16 protein-coding genes and 1 tRNA gene are annotated in these 17,822 nt (G+C 72.3%); 6 read left to right on the top strand and 11 right to left on the bottom strand.

Annotated elements, in window-relative coordinates; translation table 11 throughout:
* The first annotated feature begins 40 nt into the window (after positions 1-40).
* The 3 genes from ACIBQ8_RS48835 (at position 41) to lat (ending at position 2,624) form a co-directional block, all read left to right on the top strand.
* Entirely contained in the window at positions 41-688 is a 648-nt protein-coding gene (locus tag ACIBQ8_RS48835; protein WP_357978428.1) for a hemolysin III family protein, read from the top strand.
* Positions 689-746: 58 nt separating this feature from the next.
* Positions 747-1,289, top strand: a complete 543-nt coding sequence (locus ACIBQ8_RS48830) for an HdeD family acid-resistance protein (RefSeq protein WP_397172163.1) — start codon at positions 747-749, stop codon at positions 1,287-1,289.
* Between the two features lie 66 nt (positions 1,290-1,355).
* A complete protein-coding gene (gene lat / locus ACIBQ8_RS48825; protein WP_397172161.1) occupies positions 1,356-2,624 on the top strand; it encodes an L-lysine 6-transaminase in 1,269 nt (422 codons plus the stop codon).
* A gap of 51 nt (positions 2,625-2,675) precedes the next feature.
* Here the strand turns inward: lat and ACIBQ8_RS48820 are convergent, their stop codons facing one another.
* Positions 2,676-3,932: an NAD(P)/FAD-dependent oxidoreductase gene (locus ACIBQ8_RS48820; protein ID WP_397195619.1), complete on the bottom strand. Its 1,257-nt coding sequence runs from the start codon at positions 3,930-3,932 to the stop codon at positions 2,676-2,678.
* Positions 3,933-4,019: 87 nt separating this feature from the next.
* Here ACIBQ8_RS48820 and ACIBQ8_RS48815 point away from each other — a divergent pair, with 87 nt between their 5' ends.
* Complete coding sequence (locus ACIBQ8_RS48815; protein ID WP_397172157.1) at positions 4,020-4,688, top strand: helix-turn-helix domain-containing protein; 669 nt, start codon at positions 4,020-4,022, stop codon at positions 4,686-4,688.
* Between the two features lie 12 nt (positions 4,689-4,700).
* Here the strand turns inward: ACIBQ8_RS48815 and ACIBQ8_RS48810 are convergent, their stop codons facing one another.
* The 8 genes from ACIBQ8_RS48810 to ACIBQ8_RS48775 form a co-directional block, all read right to left on the bottom strand.
* Positions 4,701-4,934, bottom strand: coding sequence for a helix-turn-helix transcriptional regulator (locus ACIBQ8_RS48810; RefSeq protein ID WP_352325186.1), 234 nt, complete (start codon positions 4,932-4,934; stop codon positions 4,701-4,703).
* A 155-nt stretch (positions 4,935-5,089) separates the two neighbouring features.
* Positions 5,090-5,165, bottom strand: a tRNA-His gene (locus ACIBQ8_RS48805).
* Positions 5,166-5,233: 68 nt separating this feature from the next.
* Positions 5,234-5,827, bottom strand: a complete 594-nt coding sequence (orn, locus tag ACIBQ8_RS48800) for an oligoribonuclease (RefSeq protein ID WP_357978410.1) — start codon at positions 5,825-5,827, stop codon at positions 5,234-5,236.
* Positions 5,828-5,895: 68 nt separating this feature from the next.
* A complete protein-coding gene (locus ACIBQ8_RS48795) occupies positions 5,896-7,080 on the bottom strand; it encodes a DUF2510 domain-containing protein (protein ID WP_397195618.1) in 1,185 nt (394 codons plus the stop codon).
* 46 nt (positions 7,081-7,126) lie between these two features.
* Positions 7,127-8,530 (bottom strand): hypothetical protein, encoded by a 1,404-nt coding sequence (locus ACIBQ8_RS48790; protein WP_397195617.1) that lies wholly within the window; start codon positions 8,528-8,530, stop codon positions 7,127-7,129.
* A gap of 21 nt (positions 8,531-8,551) precedes the next feature.
* Positions 8,552-10,228 carry a protein kinase gene (locus ACIBQ8_RS48785; RefSeq protein ID WP_397195616.1) on the bottom strand — a complete coding sequence of 559 codons (1,677 nt, stop codon included), beginning with the start codon at positions 10,226-10,228 and terminating at the stop codon, positions 8,552-8,554.
* A 114-nt stretch (positions 10,229-10,342) separates the two neighbouring features.
* Positions 10,343-12,688 carry a protein kinase gene (locus ACIBQ8_RS48780; RefSeq protein ID WP_397195615.1) on the bottom strand — a complete coding sequence of 782 codons (2,346 nt, stop codon included), beginning with the start codon at positions 12,686-12,688 and terminating at the stop codon, positions 10,343-10,345.
* Between the two features lie 85 nt (positions 12,689-12,773).
* On the bottom strand, positions 12,774-13,412 hold the full coding sequence (locus tag ACIBQ8_RS48775) for a pyridoxamine 5'-phosphate oxidase family protein (RefSeq protein ID WP_397172147.1): 639 nt from the start codon (positions 13,410-13,412) through the stop codon (positions 12,774-12,776).
* Between the two features lie 71 nt (positions 13,413-13,483).
* Between ACIBQ8_RS48775 and ACIBQ8_RS48770 the strand changes: the two genes are divergently transcribed.
* Both ACIBQ8_RS48770 and ACIBQ8_RS48765 read left to right on the top strand, forming a co-directional pair.
* Complete coding sequence (locus ACIBQ8_RS48770) at positions 13,484-14,878, top strand: PLP-dependent aminotransferase family protein (RefSeq protein ID WP_397195614.1); 1,395 nt, start codon at positions 13,484-13,486, stop codon at positions 14,876-14,878.
* Positions 14,879-14,919: 41 nt separating this feature from the next.
* On the top strand, positions 14,920-15,639 hold the full coding sequence (locus tag ACIBQ8_RS48765; RefSeq protein WP_397195613.1) for a hypothetical protein: 720 nt from the start codon (positions 14,920-14,922) through the stop codon (positions 15,637-15,639).
* Here the strand turns inward: ACIBQ8_RS48765 and ACIBQ8_RS48760 are convergent.
* Complete coding sequence (locus tag ACIBQ8_RS48760; RefSeq protein ID WP_397195612.1) at positions 15,611-16,741, bottom strand: DegT/DnrJ/EryC1/StrS family aminotransferase; 1,131 nt, start codon at positions 16,739-16,741, stop codon at positions 15,611-15,613. The genes ACIBQ8_RS48765 and ACIBQ8_RS48760 overlap by 29 nt on opposite strands.
* A complete protein-coding gene (locus ACIBQ8_RS48755; protein WP_397195611.1) occupies positions 16,738-17,820 on the bottom strand; it encodes a GNAT family N-acetyltransferase in 1,083 nt (360 codons plus the stop codon). The genes ACIBQ8_RS48760 and ACIBQ8_RS48755 overlap by 4 nt, the downstream gene beginning before the upstream one ends.
* Positions 17,821-17,822: the final 2 nt, after the last annotated feature.

Raw genomic sequence — 17,822 nt, 5'->3', positions numbered from 1 at the left:
CACTTCAGCTCAATCCGTAACCTACGGTACCGTAGGTTACATGACGACCATCACCGTGAAGCCGCGGCTGCGTGGCTGGTTGCACACCGGGGCGCTGCCGGTGACGCTGGTGGCCGGGTTCGTGCTCGTGGCGCTCGGCCCGACCCTGCAGGCCCGGCTGGCGGCCGGCGTCTACGCGATCACCTCGGGGCTGCTGTTCGGCATCTCGGCGACCTATCACCGGGGCACGCTGGGGCCGCGCCTGGCCGAGGTGCTGCGCAGGTTCGACCACGCCAACATCTACCTGATCATCGCGGGCACGTACACGCCGTTCGGGCTGCTCGCCCTCGACGGCGCGGCCAGGGTCGCCGTGCTGTCGGTGGTGTGGGGCGGCGCGCTGGCCGGGGTGCTGTTCCGGGTGTGCTGGATGAACGCGCCGCGCTGGCTCTACACCGTCCTGTACCTGGCGCTGGGCTGGACGGCGATCTTCGTGATGCCGCAGCTGCTCGAAGGGGCCGGGGTGGCCGCCGTCGTGCTGGTGGCCGTGGGCGGGGTCTTCTACTCGGCGGGCGCGATCGTCTACGGGCTGCGCCGCCCCGATCCGTCGCCGCGCTGGTTCGGCTTCCACGAGGTCTTCCACGCCTTCACCATCGCCGCGTACCTGGTGCAGTACATCGCGGTATCGATCGTCGTCTATTCTCACATGTAGGTCGACATTTGACCCAAAGCTGGTCTCTTTTCGCACGAATCACGGAAAGCAGACCAGTATGCAGGAACTTTCGCGTTCGTGGTGGCTGCTGCTCGTCCGCGGCATCGCCGCAATCATCTTCGGTGTGCTGGCGTTGATCTGGCCGGGGATCACTCTGCTGGTGCTGGTGATCTTCTTCGGTGCGTACGCCATCGTCTCCGGCGTCTTCGAGCTCTTCGCCGCCTTCCGGCATGGCGCCCGGTCGCGGGCCTGGCTGATCTTCTCCGGCATCGTCGGCATCGTGGCCGGCATCATGGCCTTCGCCTGGCCCGGGATCACCTCGCTCGCGCTGCTCTACCTCATCGCCTTCTGGGCCATCATCTCCGGAATCTCCGAGATCGTGGCGGGCGTGCGGCTGCGCAAGTCCATCGAGAACGAGTGGATGTTCATCATCGCCGGCATCCTGTCGGTGATCTTCGGTGTGCTGCTCATCATCTGGCCCGGCGCCGGAATGCTGAGCCTCGTCTGGCTGATCGGCATTTTCGCGATCCTGTATGGAATCGCGATGATTGTGCTGTCACTTCGTTTGAAGAAGTTCACTCGCGGGGCAGGAATACCGTAAATTTTACGGATACGACCGGGTTCCCTGTATGGAACCTCCGGCCTGTCTCACGACATTGGAGAAGGCATGGACGTACACACCCGCCTTGCCCGTCACCTGCTCGTCGATGGCTACCGTCTCGTCCTCGATCTCGAACTCAGCCGTGGCTCCTGGTTGGTGGACGCCCGCAACGGCCGCCGCTACCTGGACTTCTACACCTTCTTCGCGTCCGCCCCGCTCGGTGTGAACCCGCCCTTCGACCCCGACTTCGCCGCCCTGCTCGGCCAGGTCGCCCGGAACAAGCCCGCCAATCCCGACATCTACACCGAGCACCTGGCCGACTTCGTCGACACGTTCGTCCGCGTGCTCGGCGACCCGGAGCTGCCCCACCTGTTCTTCGTCGAGGGCGGCGCCCTGGCCGTGGAGAACGCGCTCAAGACCGCCTTCGACTGGAAGAGCCGGCGCAACGAGGCCGCCGGCCGCCCCCGCGACCTGGGCACCAAGGTCATGCACCTGACCCGCGCCTTCCACGGGCGCAGCGGCTACACGCTGAGCCTGACCAACACCGAGCCGGGCAAGACCGACCGCTTCCCCAAGTTCGACTGGCCGCGCATCGACGTCCCGGCCGTCCACCTCGGCGACGTCGAGGCGGCCGAGGAACGCGCGCTGGCCCAGGCCAGGGCGGCCTTCGAACGTCACCCGCACGACATCGCCTGCTTCATCGCCGAGCCGATCCAGGGCGAGGGCGGCGACAACCACATGCGCGGCGAGTTCCTGCGCGCCATGCAGGCCCTGTGCCACGAGCACGACGCCCTGTTCGTCCTGGACGAGGTCCAGACCGGCGGCGGCACCACCGGCACGCCCTGGGCCTACCAGCAGCTCGGCCTGGCCCCCGACGTGGTGGCCTTCGCCAAGAAGGTGCAGGTCGGCGGGATCATGGCCGGTCGCAGGGTCGACCTGGTGGCCGACAACGTCTTCCGGCTCAGCGGCCGGATCAACTCCACCTGGGGCGGCGGCCTGGTGGACATGGTCCGCAGCCGCGGCATCCTGGAGATCATCGAGCGCGACGGCCTGATCGCCCGGGCCGGCACGCTCGGCGGCGTCCTGCTCGAACGGCTCACCAAGCTGGAGGCCGAGCACCCCGACACGGTCTCGGGCGTGCGCGGCAGGGGCCTTATGTGCGCCTTCGACCTGCCCGACCAGGCCGCCAGGGACGGCTACGTCACCCGGCTCAGGGAGGAGCACGGCGTGCTGGCACTGCCCTGCGGGCCCCGGTCCGTCCGCCTGCGCCCGGCGCTGAACATCCCCGAGGCCGACCTCGAACACGGCCTGGGCGCGCTGTCGGCCGCGCTCTGAGCGCCGCTCACCCGGTCGAGGCTCGCTCGTCCAGGCTCATTCGGTCGAGGCTCATTCGGTCGAGGCGATGCTGGTGGCGCTGCGGCGCGGGCCGCCGTAGCGCCAGAAGAAGTTCAGCAGCACGCTGACCCGGTTGCGCCCGCCCAGCAGGTACGCCACGTGCACGAAGATCCAGGCCAGCCAGGCGGGCAGGCCGCGCATGGTCAGCCCGTTGCGCAGCTGGAGCACCGCCTCGGCCTTGCCGACCGTGGCCATGATCCCCGGGTCGCGGTAGGAGAAGGGGCTGAGCGGCCGCCCGTGCGCCGCGGCCAGGATCTGCCTGCCCACGTGCTTGCCCATCTGGATGGCCGGCTGGGCGAGCTGGGGCAGCGGGTCCGGCTGCCCGGCCAGGTCGCCGGCCACGAAGATCTCCGGATGGCCGGGCACGTTGAGCGCGTCGGTGAGCGTGATCCGGCCGCCCTTGCCCTGCGGCAGCCCCCAGTCGGTCACCTCCTTGGGCGCGGTGACGCCGAGGGCCCAGACGGTCACGTCGCTCGGCAGGCGCGTCCCGTCCTCCAGGATGACGGCGTCCGGCTCCACGCCCGCCACCGTGGCTCCCAGGCGCATCCGGACGCCTCTCCTGCGCAGCGCCTCGGCCGCCGCGTCCCGCAGCCGCGGCTTGTACGGCGCCAGCACGTAGTCGAACCGCTCGACCAGCGTGACGCTCGTCTGGTCGGGCCGGATCTCGGGATGCGTCAGCGGCACCGTACGGCGGCGCAGCTCGGCCAGCGTGCCCGCGGTCTCCACGCCCGTCGCGCCGCCGCCCACCACCACGACGTGGGCGCTCTCGCGCCGGCCCGCCGCGGTGTCCTCCAGGCAGTGCTGGAGGTGCCGGCGCAGGTCGGCCGCGTCGCGCAGCGAGTAGATCGGCAGCGCGTTCTCCTCGGCGCCGGTCACGTGGACCCAGTTGGTGGTGACGCCGGTGGCGATCACCAGGTAGTCGTAGTCGAGGGTGGAGCCGTCCGCGAACTCCACCCGCCGGTCGGCCGGGTGCACCTTGCTCAGCGCGGCCCGGTGGGCGCGGACGTTCGGCCACTTGGCGGCGAACGTCCGGATCGGGTAGGAGACGTCGGACGTGCCCATCCCCGCCGTGGCCACCTGGTAGAGCAGGGGCTGGAAGGTCGAGTAGGGGTTCCGGTCCACGAGCGTGACCAGGGCGCCGCCCTTGGCCAGTTCCCGCGTCGCGGCCAGGCCGGCGAAGCCCGCCCCCACGACGACGACGCGCGCTCTCCGCACCATGACCACGTCCCTTCCCGGATTGTGTTCCATGGTCCATATGGCACCCAGAGCATCGGTTAAACCATTTCTGCCATGGACACCACCGGGAAGTGGGGAGATCCGGGGTAGGGCACCGGTATGTCTGAGCAAGTGACCACGATGGAACGCCTGGGCCGCCGGATAGCCGAACGCCGCGAATCGCTGAACCTGAGCCGGCAGGAGCTGGCCGAGAGGTCCGGCGTGGCCGTCGGCTACGTCGCCTATCTGGAGGACCAGTCCGGCATCTCGGTGCGCGAGGCCCTGGCCCGCCTGGCCGAGGCGCTGGAGACCACCGTGGAGGGCCTGCTCGGGGAGGTGGCCGAGCCCGCCGGCGCGGGGCCTGCCTCGGCGCACCCCACGCTGGTGCCGCTGACGGAGGAGGAGTGCCTGCGCCTGCTGCGGCCCGGAGGAGTGGGCCGGATCGCCTTCGAGGGCCGCTACGGCCTGACCGTGCTGCCGGTGAACTTCCGGATCTCGCAGGGCGCGATCGTGTTCCGCACCGCGGCGGGCGGCAGCACCGACGAGGACCTGAGCACGGGCGTGGAGGACGTCGAGTACGAGGTCGCGTTCGAGGTCGACCGCATAGAGGAGCTGACGCGGGGCGGCTGGAGCGTGCTCGTCCACGGCTCGCTGCACCACGTCACGGGCGAGGACGAGCAGGCCGAGGCGGAGAGCACGGGCGTCGAGCCGTGGGCCGGCGGGCGGCGCCAGCACTACCTGAAGATCAGGCCCACCCGCCTGACCGGCCGCCGGATCACGACCGGCTGAACCCCCGCCGGGTCAGGAGCCGTCCTTCCTGAGCGACAGCCACAGTCCGATGGCCGTGACCCGGGAGTCGACGCCGAGCTTGGCGTAGATCCGGTTGACGTGGTTCTTCACGGTCTTCTCGCTGAGGAACAGGCACTGGGCGATCTGGCCGTTGGACCGGCCCGCGGCGATCAGATCCATGACCTCGGCCTCGCGTTTGCTCAAGGACGTGATCACGCTGTCGAACGCTGCGTCGTCGACTCTCATCCGGCCTCCGGGGGCGCGCAGACGGTCTGATCGCCGATGGCCCCCGTGCTTCCGGCGTTAGCGGTAGACAGCGAGCATAACTCGCATTGTCCTGATTTGGGGGCGTTGCCGGGAGAAAACGACAACAGCCGGTCCCGAGGGACCGGCTGTGTGCTTGGGGTGAGTGAAGGGACTTGAACCCTCGACATCCAGGACCACAACCTGGCGCTCTGCCAACTGAGCTACACCCACCATGGCCGCCCGCTCCGTGACGGCACAGGAAAAGTGTAGCGGGGTTCGGGAGTCTTTACGCCATCCAATTAGCCGCTGACCCGCTCGGCGAGTTGCCGGGCGGTCGCCGAGTCGGGGCCGGGCTGCGCCACGAAGATCGCCGCGCGGTAGTAGCGCAGCTCCCTGATGCTCTCCTTGATGTCGGCGAGCGCGCGGTGGCCGCCCTGCTTCTCGGGGGCCGCGAAGTAGACCCGCGGGTACCAGCGGCGCACCAGTTCCTTGATCGACGACACGTCGACCATGCGGTAGTGCAGCCAGGCGTCGACCCCGGGCATGTCCCTGGCGATGAACGTGCGGTCGGTGCCGATCGAGTTGCCGCACAGCGGCGCCTTCTTCGGCTCCGGCACGTGCCGCCGGATGTAGTCGAGCACGAGCGACTCCGCCTCGGCCAGCGTGACGCCGCCCGGCAGCTCGGGCAGCAGGCCCGAGGCGGTGTGCATCTCGCGCACCACCTGCGACATCTGCTCCAGCGACTCCGGCGGCGGCTTGATGACCACGTCGACGCCTTCGTCGAGCTGATTGAGCTCGCTGTCGGTGATGACACAGGCCACCTCGACCAGCGCGTCGCGCCCCAGGTCGAGCCCGGTCATCTCGCAGTCGATCCAGACCAGCACGTCACTCATTCGATCTCCTCGCCCAGCGGCTCGGAGCAATCCGCCCGCTTGTTACCCCACCAGCCTAGTGCCCCCGCTTACGCGGGCTTGAGCGAGCCGAGAACCTTCGCCACCACGTCGGTGCCCAGATTGTCGGGAACAGAGATGTACAACAACGTCGGACGCTGCCCCGCCCCGCGGTCCATGAGCACGATCGCGGCGTTCTCCTTCTTCCACTTGTAGCCGTTCTTCTCCGCGACGGCGGTGAAGTCGAGCTGGAACTGCATGACCCACGCGTCGTGGTCGCCGATCTTCGTGGCCTTGTTCTCGATCAGCTTGGTCGTGTGCTGCGGCTCGTAGAACTGGGTGCTGAACTGCATGAACAGCGCCTTGGCCGTGTCCTCCAGCGCCGAGGCGCCGGGGTAGGGGATGAGCGCGGCCAGCGGGCCGGCGTAGGCGTTGCCGATCCAGTCCTTGTCGCCCTCGTAGTTCTCCTGCGAGCTGGCCTGCACGCCGCTCGTCCACATCTGCTGGGACGGGTCGGTGCCGTTGACGTCGCCGTACGCGGGCACCTTCCAGCCGTCGGGCACCTGGTAGGACAGGCCGCTGCGCGGGTCGGTGATGCGGCCGTCCTGCGGCTGCGGCAGCTCGCCGCCCTGCGGGGGCAGCTCGGTCGGCGGCCCGGCGGAGGGCGGCTCGGCCGTCGGGAACGGCTGCGGCTCCTCGGTGGTGGGCGAGGCGACCGGGGTGCTGCTACCGCGGTTGAGGAAGAAGATCCCGGCCACCACGATCAGCGCGACCACGACCAGCGCGGCCAGGCCGCCGAACACCCACGGCAGCGGGTTGCCCTGCTTGGGCGGCGGCGCCAGGCCGGGGCCGGGCAGCGGCCCGCCGGCCCACTGGGCGTGCTGCTGGGTGGGCTGCTGTCCGAAGGCCGGCTGCTGGCGGGTGGGCTGCCCGTAGGCGGGCGGGCCCTGGGCGGGCTGCCCGCCGTAGGGGGGTTGACCCTGCGCGGGCTGCTGGTCGGCGGGCTGCCCGTAGGGCGGCTGGCCGGGGGAGGGCCGGCCGTACTGGAGCGTGGGGTTCGCCGGGGTGGCCGACCAGTCGGGGGACGACGGGGGCTGCGGCCCCGGGCCCGGCTGCGGCCCGGAGGACGGCTGCTGCGGCTGAGGCTGCCGCTCCTGCGCGTGGGTGGCGTCCGTCCATTGGTTGCCGTCCCACCAGCGGAGCTGCGGCTCTCCGTACGGGTCGGGGTACCAGCCCGCGGGGGTCTGCGTGGTCATGCCCGTCAGATTAGTAAGAACCGCTTTGTTGCGCATTCAGGGAAGGTCAGCACTTGTAGGTGAAGCTCGCCTTGTCGGTACGCGCCGGGCCCGGCGAGAGCACCTTCAGCGTGGCCGTGGCCTTGACGTTGCTCTTGCCCGACAACGTCCAGCGCAGCGGCACCGCGTAGGACGTCTTGTCGGCGCTCGTGCGCAGGCTGCCCTTGACGACCTCCTTGTCCAGGTTCTTGCGCCACTCGTAGCGGATCTCGCCCACGCCGCCGTTGGTGACCACCGTCCCGGTCAGGACGATCGCGCCGCCGCAGCCCAGCGTCTTCTTCGGCGCCACCACGTCGATCGACCGCACCGCCAGCTCGGGGGCGTCCGTCAGCCGGAACCAGGCCACGATCGCGCCCGCCATGACGACCGCGAAGAGCGCCGTGGACAGGATCGTGCGCCGCCGCCGTCGCCGCGACACCTTGGCCACCCGGCCCTGGGACCGCTTGTCCGGCCGGTGAACGGTCGCGGCGCCGTCGCGCCCCTCGCGCCAGATGCGTTCGGCCGTCGTCTCGGGCTGCCGCACGGTGCCGGCACCGGCTCCAGGGCCTGCTCCAGGGCCGCCCACCCCCGGGCCGAACTGCAGGCGCGGCGGCGACCCCGACGCCGGCACGTGCAGCAGCGTGACGATGTCGCCCTCGTCCTGGGGCGCCGGCGGCGGCTGCGCGGCGAACGACGGCGGCTGCGCGAACGCCGACCTGCCGCGCGCCGCCCGCGCCAGCGCGTCGCGGCTGATCAGGCCGCCGGGCAGCGCCGCGCGCTCCTGGCTCAGCATGGCGCGGGCCGGTTCGAGGCCGAGCGTGGTGGCCGTGCCCGCGGCCCGTTCGAACAGGCCGGCGGCCCGCGGCGCGGTCTGCGTGAAGGACGCGGCCAGCCCCCGGGCCAGCGACGCCCAGCCCGCCGCGTCCCGCTCGCGCGGCGAGACCTGGCCGCGGATCGCGTCGGACAGGCCCCGCTCCGACAGCAGCGCGGCCCCCTCAGCAGTGATCACCACCGTGCCCGGGTGCACCGAGCCGTGCGTGACCCCGGCGGCGTGCAGCGCGAGCAGCGTCTGCGCGGTCTCCGTCAGCACCGACGCCGCCCCCGCCGGATCGACGGGCGCGCCGGCGAGCAGGTCGGCCAGCGTGGGGCTGACCGCCTGCGCGGTGAGCAGCCACACCTGGTCGCCCGCCGCGACCACGTCGGCCACCGGGATCAGCCCGCCCATGCCGCCCAGCACGAGGTGCTGGTCGGTCATGACCGCGTTCACCACGCGCTCCCGGACGCCGGGCAGGCCGATGACCCGCGGGTCGAACAGCAGCGCCCCGGCCCTGCGGCCGTCCGGCGAGATGGCGTCGATCCAGTTGCCGAGCTCGGTCATCCACGTGTGCTCGGTCAGCCGGAACCCCGCGATGCCGTTCCTGTGGTTGTCCATCCCCCTTGCCCCCCGGCGCGTCTAGCGCTGCTTTCTGTGGCGTCCTGCCATGCGACGTTTCACCGCAAGTGTGACCGGAACCGCGCCGGACGTCATCAGGCCGAGCGCGAGGAGTCCGGCCTGCGCCTTGCCCACCGTGTCCAGGGTGGGCGTCTCGGTGACGCCGTCACCGCCGCCGCCGTCGTCGGTCGAGGTCCTTGTCGGCGTCTGCGACGTCTCCGAGGGGGCCGGGCTGGTCGGCGGCTGGCTGGTCGGGGGCGTCCTGGTCGGAGGAGGCGTCCTGGTGGGCGGGGCGGAGGTCTGGGTGGGCGTGGGAGCGGCCGAGGTGGGCTTGCTGCCGTCGCTGGTCGTGCTGTTCTTGCCGGTGATGTCCGGCTCGGGGGAGTCGGTCGGGGTCGGCTTCGGCGTCCTGACCGGCCGCCTGGTCGGCTTCCGCGTCGGGGTCGGCTTGGGCGTCGTGGACGGCGAGGCCGCCGCCGTCGCCGTCGGCAGGACGGGCGGCGGGGTCGAGACGGCCGGGTCCACGGAGGTCGGCGTCGGGTCCGGCTCCGGGGTGGTCTCCTCGGGCGTCGCGGTCGGCTCCTCCTCCGTGGGCTCCTCGTCGATCACCGGGTCGGTCGCGCTGGGCGTGACCTCGCTCGTCTGGGCGCGCAGCACCGGCTCGTCGGAGGAGGAGTTGACCAGGATCACGCCCACGGCCACCACCACGCCCACGGCGACCGCGCCGATCGCGACCTTGGCCGACAGCTTGCTCAGCAGGCGTCCGGGGTCGCGGAAGCGGGTCTCGGTGAGCGCGGTCTGCGTCTCGGCGGCATCGTGCAGAGGGCTCGGGAACAGCAGGATCAGCAGGCCCGCGAGCGCGGCCAGGCGGCGGCGTCCGCGCTCCTCCCAGTCGGCGCCGTACGCCTCGGCCGCGATGGCCTCCAGCTCGGTCAGGAACGCCTCGGCGGACGGCGGACGTTCCCCCGGCTGCTTGGCCAGGCCGCGTTCGACCAGGCTCTGGAGCGCCGAGGGCACTTCCTCGACGGGCGGCGGCGCGCTCTGGTGCTGGCGGGCGAGCGCGGCGATGTTGGGCGCACGGAAGGGCCGGGTGCCGGTCAGGCACTCGAAGAACACGACGGTGGCGGCGTAGACGTCGGTCGCCGGCCCGGCGGCCCCGCCCGCCCACTGCTCGGGCGCCATGTACGGCGGCGTGCCCGCGGCACTGGCCCCCTCGCCGGCCCGGACCGCGATGCCGAAGTCCACCAGCTTGCTGACCCCGTCGCCCTGGACCATCACGTTCTCGGGCTTGAAGTCGCGGTGGACGACGCCGATCGCGTGCGCGGCGGCCAGCCCCTGGAGCGAGCCCTTGAGCACGACCAGCGCCGCCTCGGCCCCGGTCGGCCCCTCGGAGCGCAGGATCTCGCGCAGCGAGACGCCGTTGACCAGCTCCATGACGATCGCCGCGCCCTGCCCCGACTCCACGTAGTCGATCAGGCGCGCATGGTGCGAGCTCTGCAGGGTGCCGAGCAGCCGGGCCTCGTGCCGGAACCTGGCCACGAAGCCCATGTCGGACCTGAGCTCGTCATTCAGATATTTGATGGCGACTTCCACGCCGTCGTGGTCGCGCGTGGCAAGGACCACCCGGCCGGCGGCACCGCTGCCCAGTTCCCGGACTTCGGTGTAGCCGGGGACCCCCCACTGCCCTTCGCCGTACATAAACGGTCTCCTCTGGAGTCATTCGGGCCCCCACCCGCATCAAACGCTGCGTAGCTTAACCAGAGGGAAGGGCTTTCCCGCCACCGATATGCCGATATGGCCGAATTTGCGAGATTAGTCCACTGTGTCGGACTTATCGGGTTGTGGGGTTTCTTGCGGTTTGGGCGTTTCCTGTGGTTTTGGGGTTTCTTCGGGCTTGGGTGTCTCTCTGGGGCATTCGGGGGTTTTTCCGCTCGCCCGGTCCGGGCCGCCGGCCGCCTCCGGCGTCGTGCTCGCCGTGACGGTCCAGGTGGTGCCGCACGGGACGGTCCGCAGCGCCCGGCTCACCGTCCTGGTGTACGTGGTGTCGCCGGACAGCGTGACCCGCTCCGAGCCGGCCGGCTCGCCGCCGATCAGGAACCCCACGTCCAGCGTCACCGGCCGGTCGTCGGCGGTGACCACCGAGACGGTCGCCACCAGGCCGCCCTCGCCCAGCCCGGCCCTGACGATCGAGACCTGCCGCACGGCGGGCGGGCAGGCGACCTCGGCGCGGGCGGTCCTGACGCGGTCGCCGGCGCGGACCCGTACCGACAGGGTGGAGCCGCAGGGGCGCGCCCGGAAGGCGTGGGTGAAGACGCGGGAGTAGGAGGTCCGGCCGGACAGGGTCGCCGTACGCGTGCCGACGGTCTCGCCGTCCACCGCGAACGCGGCCTCGACCGGGATCGCGCCGGTGCCGTCGGCGGTCACCCCGACCTGGGCGCGCGCGGTCAGGCCCGGCGCGGCGGGCATCGCCAGCGAGACGCGCAGCCCGCTCACCCGCGTCGGGCAGGCCGGCACCGACACCGAGGACGACCGGGCGCCGCCCGGCGCGGCGGGTGCGGTGACGACGGTCAGCGTGACGGTCCTGCCGCACGGCCGTTCGCCGATGTCCCAGGTGAAGGCGCGGGTGTAGGACGTCGCGCCGCTCAGCCGCAGACGCTGGACGCGGCCCTCGCCGCCCGGCGCGGTCCACGTGCCGGTGGCGGTGACGGGGGCGCCCCCGGCGGTCCGGACGGTGACGGAGGCGCGCGCGAGGCCGTCGCCGTCGACCGTGACGTCACCCACGCTCACCCCGAGGACGGCCGCGACGGGCGTCGGCGTCGGAGTGGGGGTCGGGGTGGGGCGCGGCGTCGGGGTCCGGGAGGGCGTCACCGGGGGCTTCGGCGTGGCGGTCCTGGTGGGCTTCCTCGTGGGCGCGGCCGTCGGCGTGCGCGGCGCGCGGGTGGCGACCGGCGGCCTGGAGGTCGTCGGCGGCGGCAGCAGCTCGGGCGAGGACGCCGGCGTCGGCGGCCCCTCGGCAGAGGTCCGCGGCGTCGCCTCGGGCGTGGTCGGCGGCGCGAGCACGGCCTCGGCCGTGCTCGGCGGCGCGGTCACCGCCTCGGTCGTGGCCGGCGGCACCGCGACGGCCGCGCCGACCGGCTGCTCGGGCGGCTGCCGCCGGGCGGCGAGCGCGACCACCACCGCCACCGTCACCACGGCCACCAGGGCGGTGCCCATGCCCACTCGCACCGCGTTGGACCGCAGGCCGTGGAAGACCGTCCTGGCCAGGGACGTGGTGACCTCGGGGGCGGGCTGCGGCGGGGCCGGCAGGAGCAGGGCGAGCAGGGCCACCAGCGCGGCCAGACGCCGCCTGCCCCGCTCCTCCCAGTCCTCGCCGTACGCGGCCCGCGCCGTGGCCTCCAGCTCCTCGACGAAGGCCAGGGCGCTCGGCGGCCGGTCCCGCGGCTCCTTGGCCAGCCCGCGCCGGACGAGCGCCTGGACCGGCTCGGGCGCGTCGTGGAAGGGCACCGGCGCGTGCACGTGCTGGTAGCCGAGCACGCTGGGCTCGGTGGACCGGTACGGCCGGTGCCCGGTCAGGCACTCGAAGAAGACCGCGGTGGCCGCGTACACGTCGGTCGCAGGCGAGGCGGGCCGGCCGGCCCACAACTCCGGCGCCATGTACGGCGGCGTCCCCTCCGGATGCGTGGCCGTGCCCTGCGGCACCGCGACGCCGAAGTCCACCAGCTTGCTCATCCCGTCGTCGCGGACGAGCACGTTCTCGGGCTTGTAGTCCTTGTGCACGACCCCGGACGCGTGGGCCCTGGCCAGGCCCAGCAGCGAGCCCTTCAGCACGACCAGCGCCGCCTCGGGCTCGGTCGTGCCGTTCTCACGCAGCAGGGCGCGCAGCGAGACGCCGTTGACCAGCTCCATCACGATGCAGGCGCCGTTCGGCTCCTGGATGTACTCCCACATCGTGGCGATGTTCGGGTCGCGCAGCGAGGTCAGCACCCGCGCCTCGGCCTGGAAGCGGGACAGGGCGGCGGGGTCGCGCAGCAGCGCCTCGGAGAGGTACTTGATCGCGACCTTCACGCCCGTCTCGTCGTGCACGCCCAGCACGACGCGTCCGCTCGCGCCCGCGCCGAGCTGTCTGATCTCCGTGTAACCGGGAGCACTCCACTCCATCGCCCTCTCCCATCAGGAGCCGGCCCACCTGATGAGACGCGTGATCAAGGAGTCGGGTTTGCCAGGTGGTTCCGGAATTATGGAACTACTCCCGACGGAGGATGTGAACCGGTATATCGATACCTTCTGGAAGTGCCGGATCCGGTTGCGGTTCGCCCCAGGTCGTGACCAGCGGATGCACCCCGGCCCAGACCGGCAGCGCGTAGTCCTCCTCCTCGTCCTCCGGCGCCCCGCTGCGGATCTTGACCGACGCCTCGGCCAGCGACAGGGCCAGCACGGCGGTGGCGGCCAGCTCCTTGCGCGTGGGCGGCCGGACGTAGTCCCACTGGCCGGGGGCGAGCTGCTCGGTGAGCGCCCGCAGGGCCGCCAGCCGCTCGTCGGGGTCGCTCACGAGCCGGGCGCGGCCGTAGACGATCGCCGAACGGTAGTTGATGGAGTGGTTGAAGACCGAGCGGGCCAGCACGATGCCGTCCAGGTGGGTGACGGTGACGCACACCTCGGCGCCGTCGCCGGCCCGCAGCGAGCGCGCGCCGGTGGAGCCGTGCAGGTAGAGGGTGTCGCCGATCCGCCCGTAGCCGGTGGGCACGACCATGGGATGGCCGTCGGACACCACGCCGAGATGGCAGACGAGCCCGCTGTCGAGCACGTCGTAGAGATCGTTCCGGTCGGTGCTGCCGCGGTGCTTCTCTCGGCCGAGAGCCGTGCGCGGGGTGGAGGAGAGCATGATTCGACGCTATTCGCGAAGTGGACCTATCCTGTAGGGCCACTAACCGACCCTTCCTAGAGACCACTTTCGTGCGCACCCATATTGACCTGCCGGTATCCCTGTCCCGCGACTCGGCCGTCCCGCTGACCACCCAGCTCGCCGGCTGGCTGCGGCACGCCATGATGGGCGGCGCGCTCGCGCCGGGCGAGCGGCTGCCGTCCACGCGGGCGCTGGCCGACCAGCTCAAGGTGAGCCGGACGGTCGTCACCGAGGCGTACCAGCAGCTCTACGCCGAGGGCTGGCTGGAGGGGCGCCACGGGTCCGGCACGTTCGTGGCGGCCATGGAGTCGCACGTCCCGCCGCGGGAGAGCCCGTACGAACCGGCGCCGCCCGCCCGGCGTCCCGAGGGCGAGTGGATCGACCTGCGTCCCGGAGACCCCTGGGTGCGCGACTACGACCGGGCCGCCTGGAAGCGGGCCTGGCGCCGGGCCGGCGAGCTGCCGCCCGGCGACTCGCCCGACCTGCACGGCCTGCCGCGCCTGCGCGAGCTGCTCGCCGATCACCTGCGCAGGGCCAGAGGCATGGCCGTCGGCCCCGAGAACGTCCTGGTCACCAGGGGCACCGGCAACGGGCTCGACCTGTGCGCGCTGGCCCTGCTGGCCGGCGGTGGCCGGGCGGGCGTCGAGGACCCGGGCTACCACGTGGCCCGCACGGTGTTCGCCGCCAGGGGCGCCGAGGTCGTGCCCTGCCCGGTGGACGAGGACGGCGTGATCGTCGACGACCTGCCGCGCGACCTGCGCGTCCTCTACACCACCCCCGCCCACCAGTACCCGCTGGGCGGCCGGCTGCCGATCCCGCGCCGGGAACGCCTGCTGTCCTGGGCCAGGAGCACCGGCGCCACGATCGTCGAGGACGACTACGACGCCGAGTTCCGCTACGACGTCGCCCCCCTGCCCGCCCTCTACGGCCTCGACCCCACCCGCGTCGTGCTGCTCGGCTCGCTGTCCAAGACCCTGGCCCCCGACGTCGGCGTCGGCTGGCTGGTCGGCACGCCCGACCTGGTGAGCCGGATCGCCGCCATCCGCGGCGCGGTCTCCGACCGCACCAGCGGACCGGTCCAGCAGGCCGTCGCCACCCTCCTGGAACGCGGCGACCTCGACCGCCACCTGCGCAGGATGCGCCTGGAGTACGCCCGCCGCCGGGCCGCCGTCGTGGAGATCCTCGGCCCGGTCTGCCGCCTGCGCGGCGACACCGCCGGCCTGCACGTGCTGGCCGAGCTGCCGACGGGCGACGTCCAGGAGGTGGTGGAGCGGGCCAGGGAGCGCGGCGTGCTGCTCGACCCCGCCGACCGCCACCACCACGACCGCGCCCGCCTGCACGGCCTGGTCCTCGGCTACGGCTCGGCCTCGCTCAGGGACGTCCGGCGCGGCTGCGCGGTGCTGGCCGCCCTGATCCGGGATGCTCAGACCGGATTGAGTATCTGAGCGCTTCCGGCGGCCGGGCCGCCGCCTGCAGGGTGGCGGGCATGAAACCCTGGCTCCTGCCGGCCTCGCTGATCGTCACGGCGGTCACCGCGTGGCTCGTCCTGTACGCGGACGTGCCCCTGTCCACCCTCCTGTCGCTGGGCCTGGGCGCGATCTGCCTGGTCTGGCTGGTCGTCCTGCTGACCTTGCCGTGGAACCTGTCCTTCGCCGCCCGGCAGGTGGTGCGCGACATCGCGGTCTCCCGCGAGACCGGCATCGACGTCCCGGCCCGCGGCGAGGAGGAGGCCAGGACGATCGCCCGCCGCATGCTCGTCCTCGCGGTCGCCGGGCACGTGGTCTCGGCCGTCGTGGTCGCGGTGGTCACGTTCTTCTCCGGGCGGCAGATCGGCTACTACTTCGCCGGGTTCTACCTGCTGGCCACCGCGTTCCGGCCGGCCGGGGCCTACGTCGGGCACCTGCGCGAGCGGGTCAGGACACTGGGACGCGAGGTCCGCTACCCGCGCCCCGACGTGATCGCGCTGCGCGACCAGGTCGAGGCGCTGTCCGCCGCCGCCGAACGGCTCACCCGGCAGGCCGAGGAGTTCGGCGGCGAGCTCGCGGCCGCCAAAGCCGGCCTGGAACGGGCCGACCACGACCTGGAGCGCCGGATCACGCTGATGGCCCGCCGCTTCGAGGAGACCGTGGACGGCCTCAACGACAACCAGGAGATCATCACCGGGCTGCGCGCGTTCCTCAGACTGCTTCGCGCGGACCCCGCATAGGCGGCTCCAGACCGCGCAGGACGGGCAGCGAGCGGGCCGCGTACAGCGGGTCCACGGGCAGCACGTGCCGGGCCCACCAGCGCGCGGGGCCCGGGTCCGGCGAGGCGTCGGTGAAGCCGAGCGCGTACTCGTCGTACGGCGGGTCGTACAGGTAGCCGGTGGCCACCCCGCGGCGCTCCAGCTCGGCGACGGCCGCGTCCCTGTCGCGCACCAGCAGCGGGACGCGGAACAGCGGCTGGTCCAGGTTGTCCAGCACGGCGGGCGCCACCGTGGGCAGCTCGGCCAGCCGGGCGATCCCGGCCAGCCGCCGCGCCCGCTCGCCGGGCACCTTGGCCAGGCGCCTGGACTGGTACCAGCGGACCACCCGCCCCCGCCGGGCGCGGTAGGCCGCCAGGTCGGCGCGTACCCACGGGTCGAACGGCGGCAGCGCGGGCACCTGCTTGAGCGCCAGCTCCAGCGCGTCGGGCTCCAGGGCGATGCGGTAACCCTCCCGCTCCTCCTGCATGCCGAGGGCGCGCATCAGCGCGAGCGCCGGACGGACGAGGCCGAGCCTGAGCGCCGCCTGCCGGGCCATGGAGGTGGCCACGCTGAACAGGTCGGCGCGCAGCGCCCCGGGGACGAGCAGCTCGTCGCGGGCGCGTTCGAGCGCTTCGAGGTCGGCGCGGTCGGTCACCGCCAGCACGCCGCCCGAGCCCGCGCCCGGATGCTTGGACAGGCTGAAGACCCCCGCCTGGCCGAACGTGCCCAGCGGGCGCCCGCCGGGAGCGGTCTCCAGGGCGTGCGCCACGTCCTCGATGAGGATCTTTCCCGCGAAGGCGGACACCTGGTCGGGCAGGCCGTACAGGTTCGTCGTCAGGACGGCGTCCACCGTGGACAGGTCCACGCGGGAGACGTCGATGTTGCCGTCACGCGGGGACAGCGGCGCGATCACCGGGCGCAGACCGGCCGCCAGCACGAGGAAGAGGATTTCGTCGGCCGAGACCGGAGACATGAGCAGCCGCTGACCCGGCAGGCACCAGTGGCGCAGCGCGAGGTAGAGGCCGAGGCGGTTGGATGGGAGCCACAGGCAGTGCCGCCCGGTGCGCTCCGCGATGAGTCTCACCCTTGTAGGACGGTACGCAATCGCCCAAAGGTTTTCAACGCTTTGTCGGCGGTCTTGAGCAGTAGCGGATTGGCCATCACCGTGGCGCGCGTCTTGCGCACCGGCACCCGCATCATCCAGTGGACGCCGGCCGCCACGCCGGCCCTGGCCACGCGGCCCTCGGCGACCTCCAGCTCGCCGTTCTTGAGCTTCTCCTTGTACTCCTTCTCGCCCCGGCCCATGTCGATCACCTGGACGCCCGACGCGGCGGCCGCCTCGGCCATCGCCAGGTGGTGGATCAGCCCGGGGGAGTACTTGGCGTAGGCGGTGTCGTAGGCCGGGAACCAGCCGGCCAGCGTCGTGCGGGTGCGCACCCCGAAGTGCCCGGCCACCGGCACGTCGTCGACGTAGACCATGTCGAGGACGCCGGCGAAACTGTCGGACCGGGTGGCCAGCAGCCGCTCGACCAGCTCGACGATCCACCGCTGCGAGAACCGGTCGGTGCGCCCGGTACGCCGGTACTGGTCGGTCTTCCAGCCGAGCAGCGTGTGCAGCGGCCCGGTCTCGGTGATCGCGTAGTCGTGGCGCAGCGGCCCCGACTCGCGCTGCAGCTTGCGCGACTTGGCCAGGGTGGACTTGTACGTCTTGCCGGACCGGGCGCGCAACGTCTCGGTGTAGGGGCCCCAGCCGTCGCGCAGGTCGATGATCGGCGAGGGGTGGGTGGTGTGCCGCCCGTCGAGCAGCGGCTGACCGGAGACCAGGTGGTCGAACTCGTAGACCGACAGCCCGCAGCCCTTGATCAGCCGGTGCGGGTCGAGGTCGAGACCCTTGGCGTGGACCAGGCCCTGGGCGTCGGTCAGCCCCGCGGCGACCGGCTTGCCGATGCCCAGCGGATGGCGTTCGAAGGGGAAGAAGCCGACGATGTCCGGCCCGTCGTACAGGACGGCCACCCGGACCAGGTCGCGGAGTTCGCCCACCGTGACCGTGAACTCCGGGGACAGGAAGGGGTTGTCGAAGGCGGCGTCGGACTCCTGCAGCGCGCGCCATCGGCTGAGTTCGGGCTGTCCCAGATCGCGAGGGTGGGCAACGGTGACGCGCATGG

The sequence above is a fragment of the Nonomuraea sp. NPDC049646 genome (assembly GCF_044465525.1).
GTDB lineage: Bacteria > Actinomycetota > Actinomycetes > Streptosporangiales > Streptosporangiaceae > Nonomuraea.
Note: the sequence above shows the minus strand (reverse complement) of the source record. Positions and strands in the feature narration are given on the sequence as shown.

Excerpts from the sequence above, each read along its gene's own strand:
- ACIBQ8_RS48835 (WP_357978428.1), top strand. The coding sequence starts at position 41 with ATGACGACCATCACCGTGAAGCCGCGGCTGCGTGGCTGGTTGCACACC.
- ACIBQ8_RS48820 (WP_397195619.1), bottom strand. The coding sequence starts at position 3,932 with ATGGAACACAATCCGGGAAGGGACGTGGTCATGGTGCGGAGAGCGCGC.
- ACIBQ8_RS48780 (WP_397195615.1), bottom strand. The coding sequence starts at position 12,688 with ATGGAGTGGAGTGCTCCCGGTTACACGGAGATCAGACAGCTCGGCGCG.
- ACIBQ8_RS48795 (WP_397195618.1), bottom strand. The coding sequence starts at position 7,080 with ATGACCACGCAGACCCCCGCGGGCTGGTACCCCGACCCGTACGGAGAG.
- ACIBQ8_RS48815 (WP_397172157.1), top strand. The coding sequence starts at position 4,020 with ATGTCTGAGCAAGTGACCACGATGGAACGCCTGGGCCGCCGGATAGCC.
- ACIBQ8_RS48790 (WP_397195617.1), bottom strand. The coding sequence starts at position 8,530 with ATGGACAACCACAGGAACGGCATCGCGGGGTTCCGGCTGACCGAGCAC.
- ACIBQ8_RS48775 (WP_397172147.1), bottom strand. The coding sequence starts at position 13,412 with ATGCTCTCCTCCACCCCGCGCACGGCTCTCGGCCGAGAGAAGCACCGC.
- lat (WP_397172161.1), top strand. The coding sequence starts at position 1,356 with ATGGACGTACACACCCGCCTTGCCCGTCACCTGCTCGTCGATGGCTAC.
- ACIBQ8_RS48785 (WP_397195616.1), bottom strand. The coding sequence starts at position 10,228 with ATGTACGGCGAAGGGCAGTGGGGGGTCCCCGGCTACACCGAAGTCCGG.
- ACIBQ8_RS48810 (WP_352325186.1), bottom strand. The coding sequence starts at position 4,934 with ATGAGAGTCGACGACGCAGCGTTCGACAGCGTGATCACGTCCTTGAGC.
- orn (WP_357978410.1), bottom strand. The coding sequence starts at position 5,827 with ATGAGTGACGTGCTGGTCTGGATCGACTGCGAGATGACCGGGCTCGAC.
- ACIBQ8_RS48830 (WP_397172163.1), top strand. The coding sequence starts at position 747 with ATGCAGGAACTTTCGCGTTCGTGGTGGCTGCTGCTCGTCCGCGGCATC.
- ACIBQ8_RS48765 (WP_397195613.1), top strand. The coding sequence starts at position 14,920 with ATGAAACCCTGGCTCCTGCCGGCCTCGCTGATCGTCACGGCGGTCACC.
- ACIBQ8_RS48755 (WP_397195611.1), bottom strand. The coding sequence starts at position 17,820 with ATGCGCGTCACCGTTGCCCACCCTCGCGATCTGGGACAGCCCGAACTC.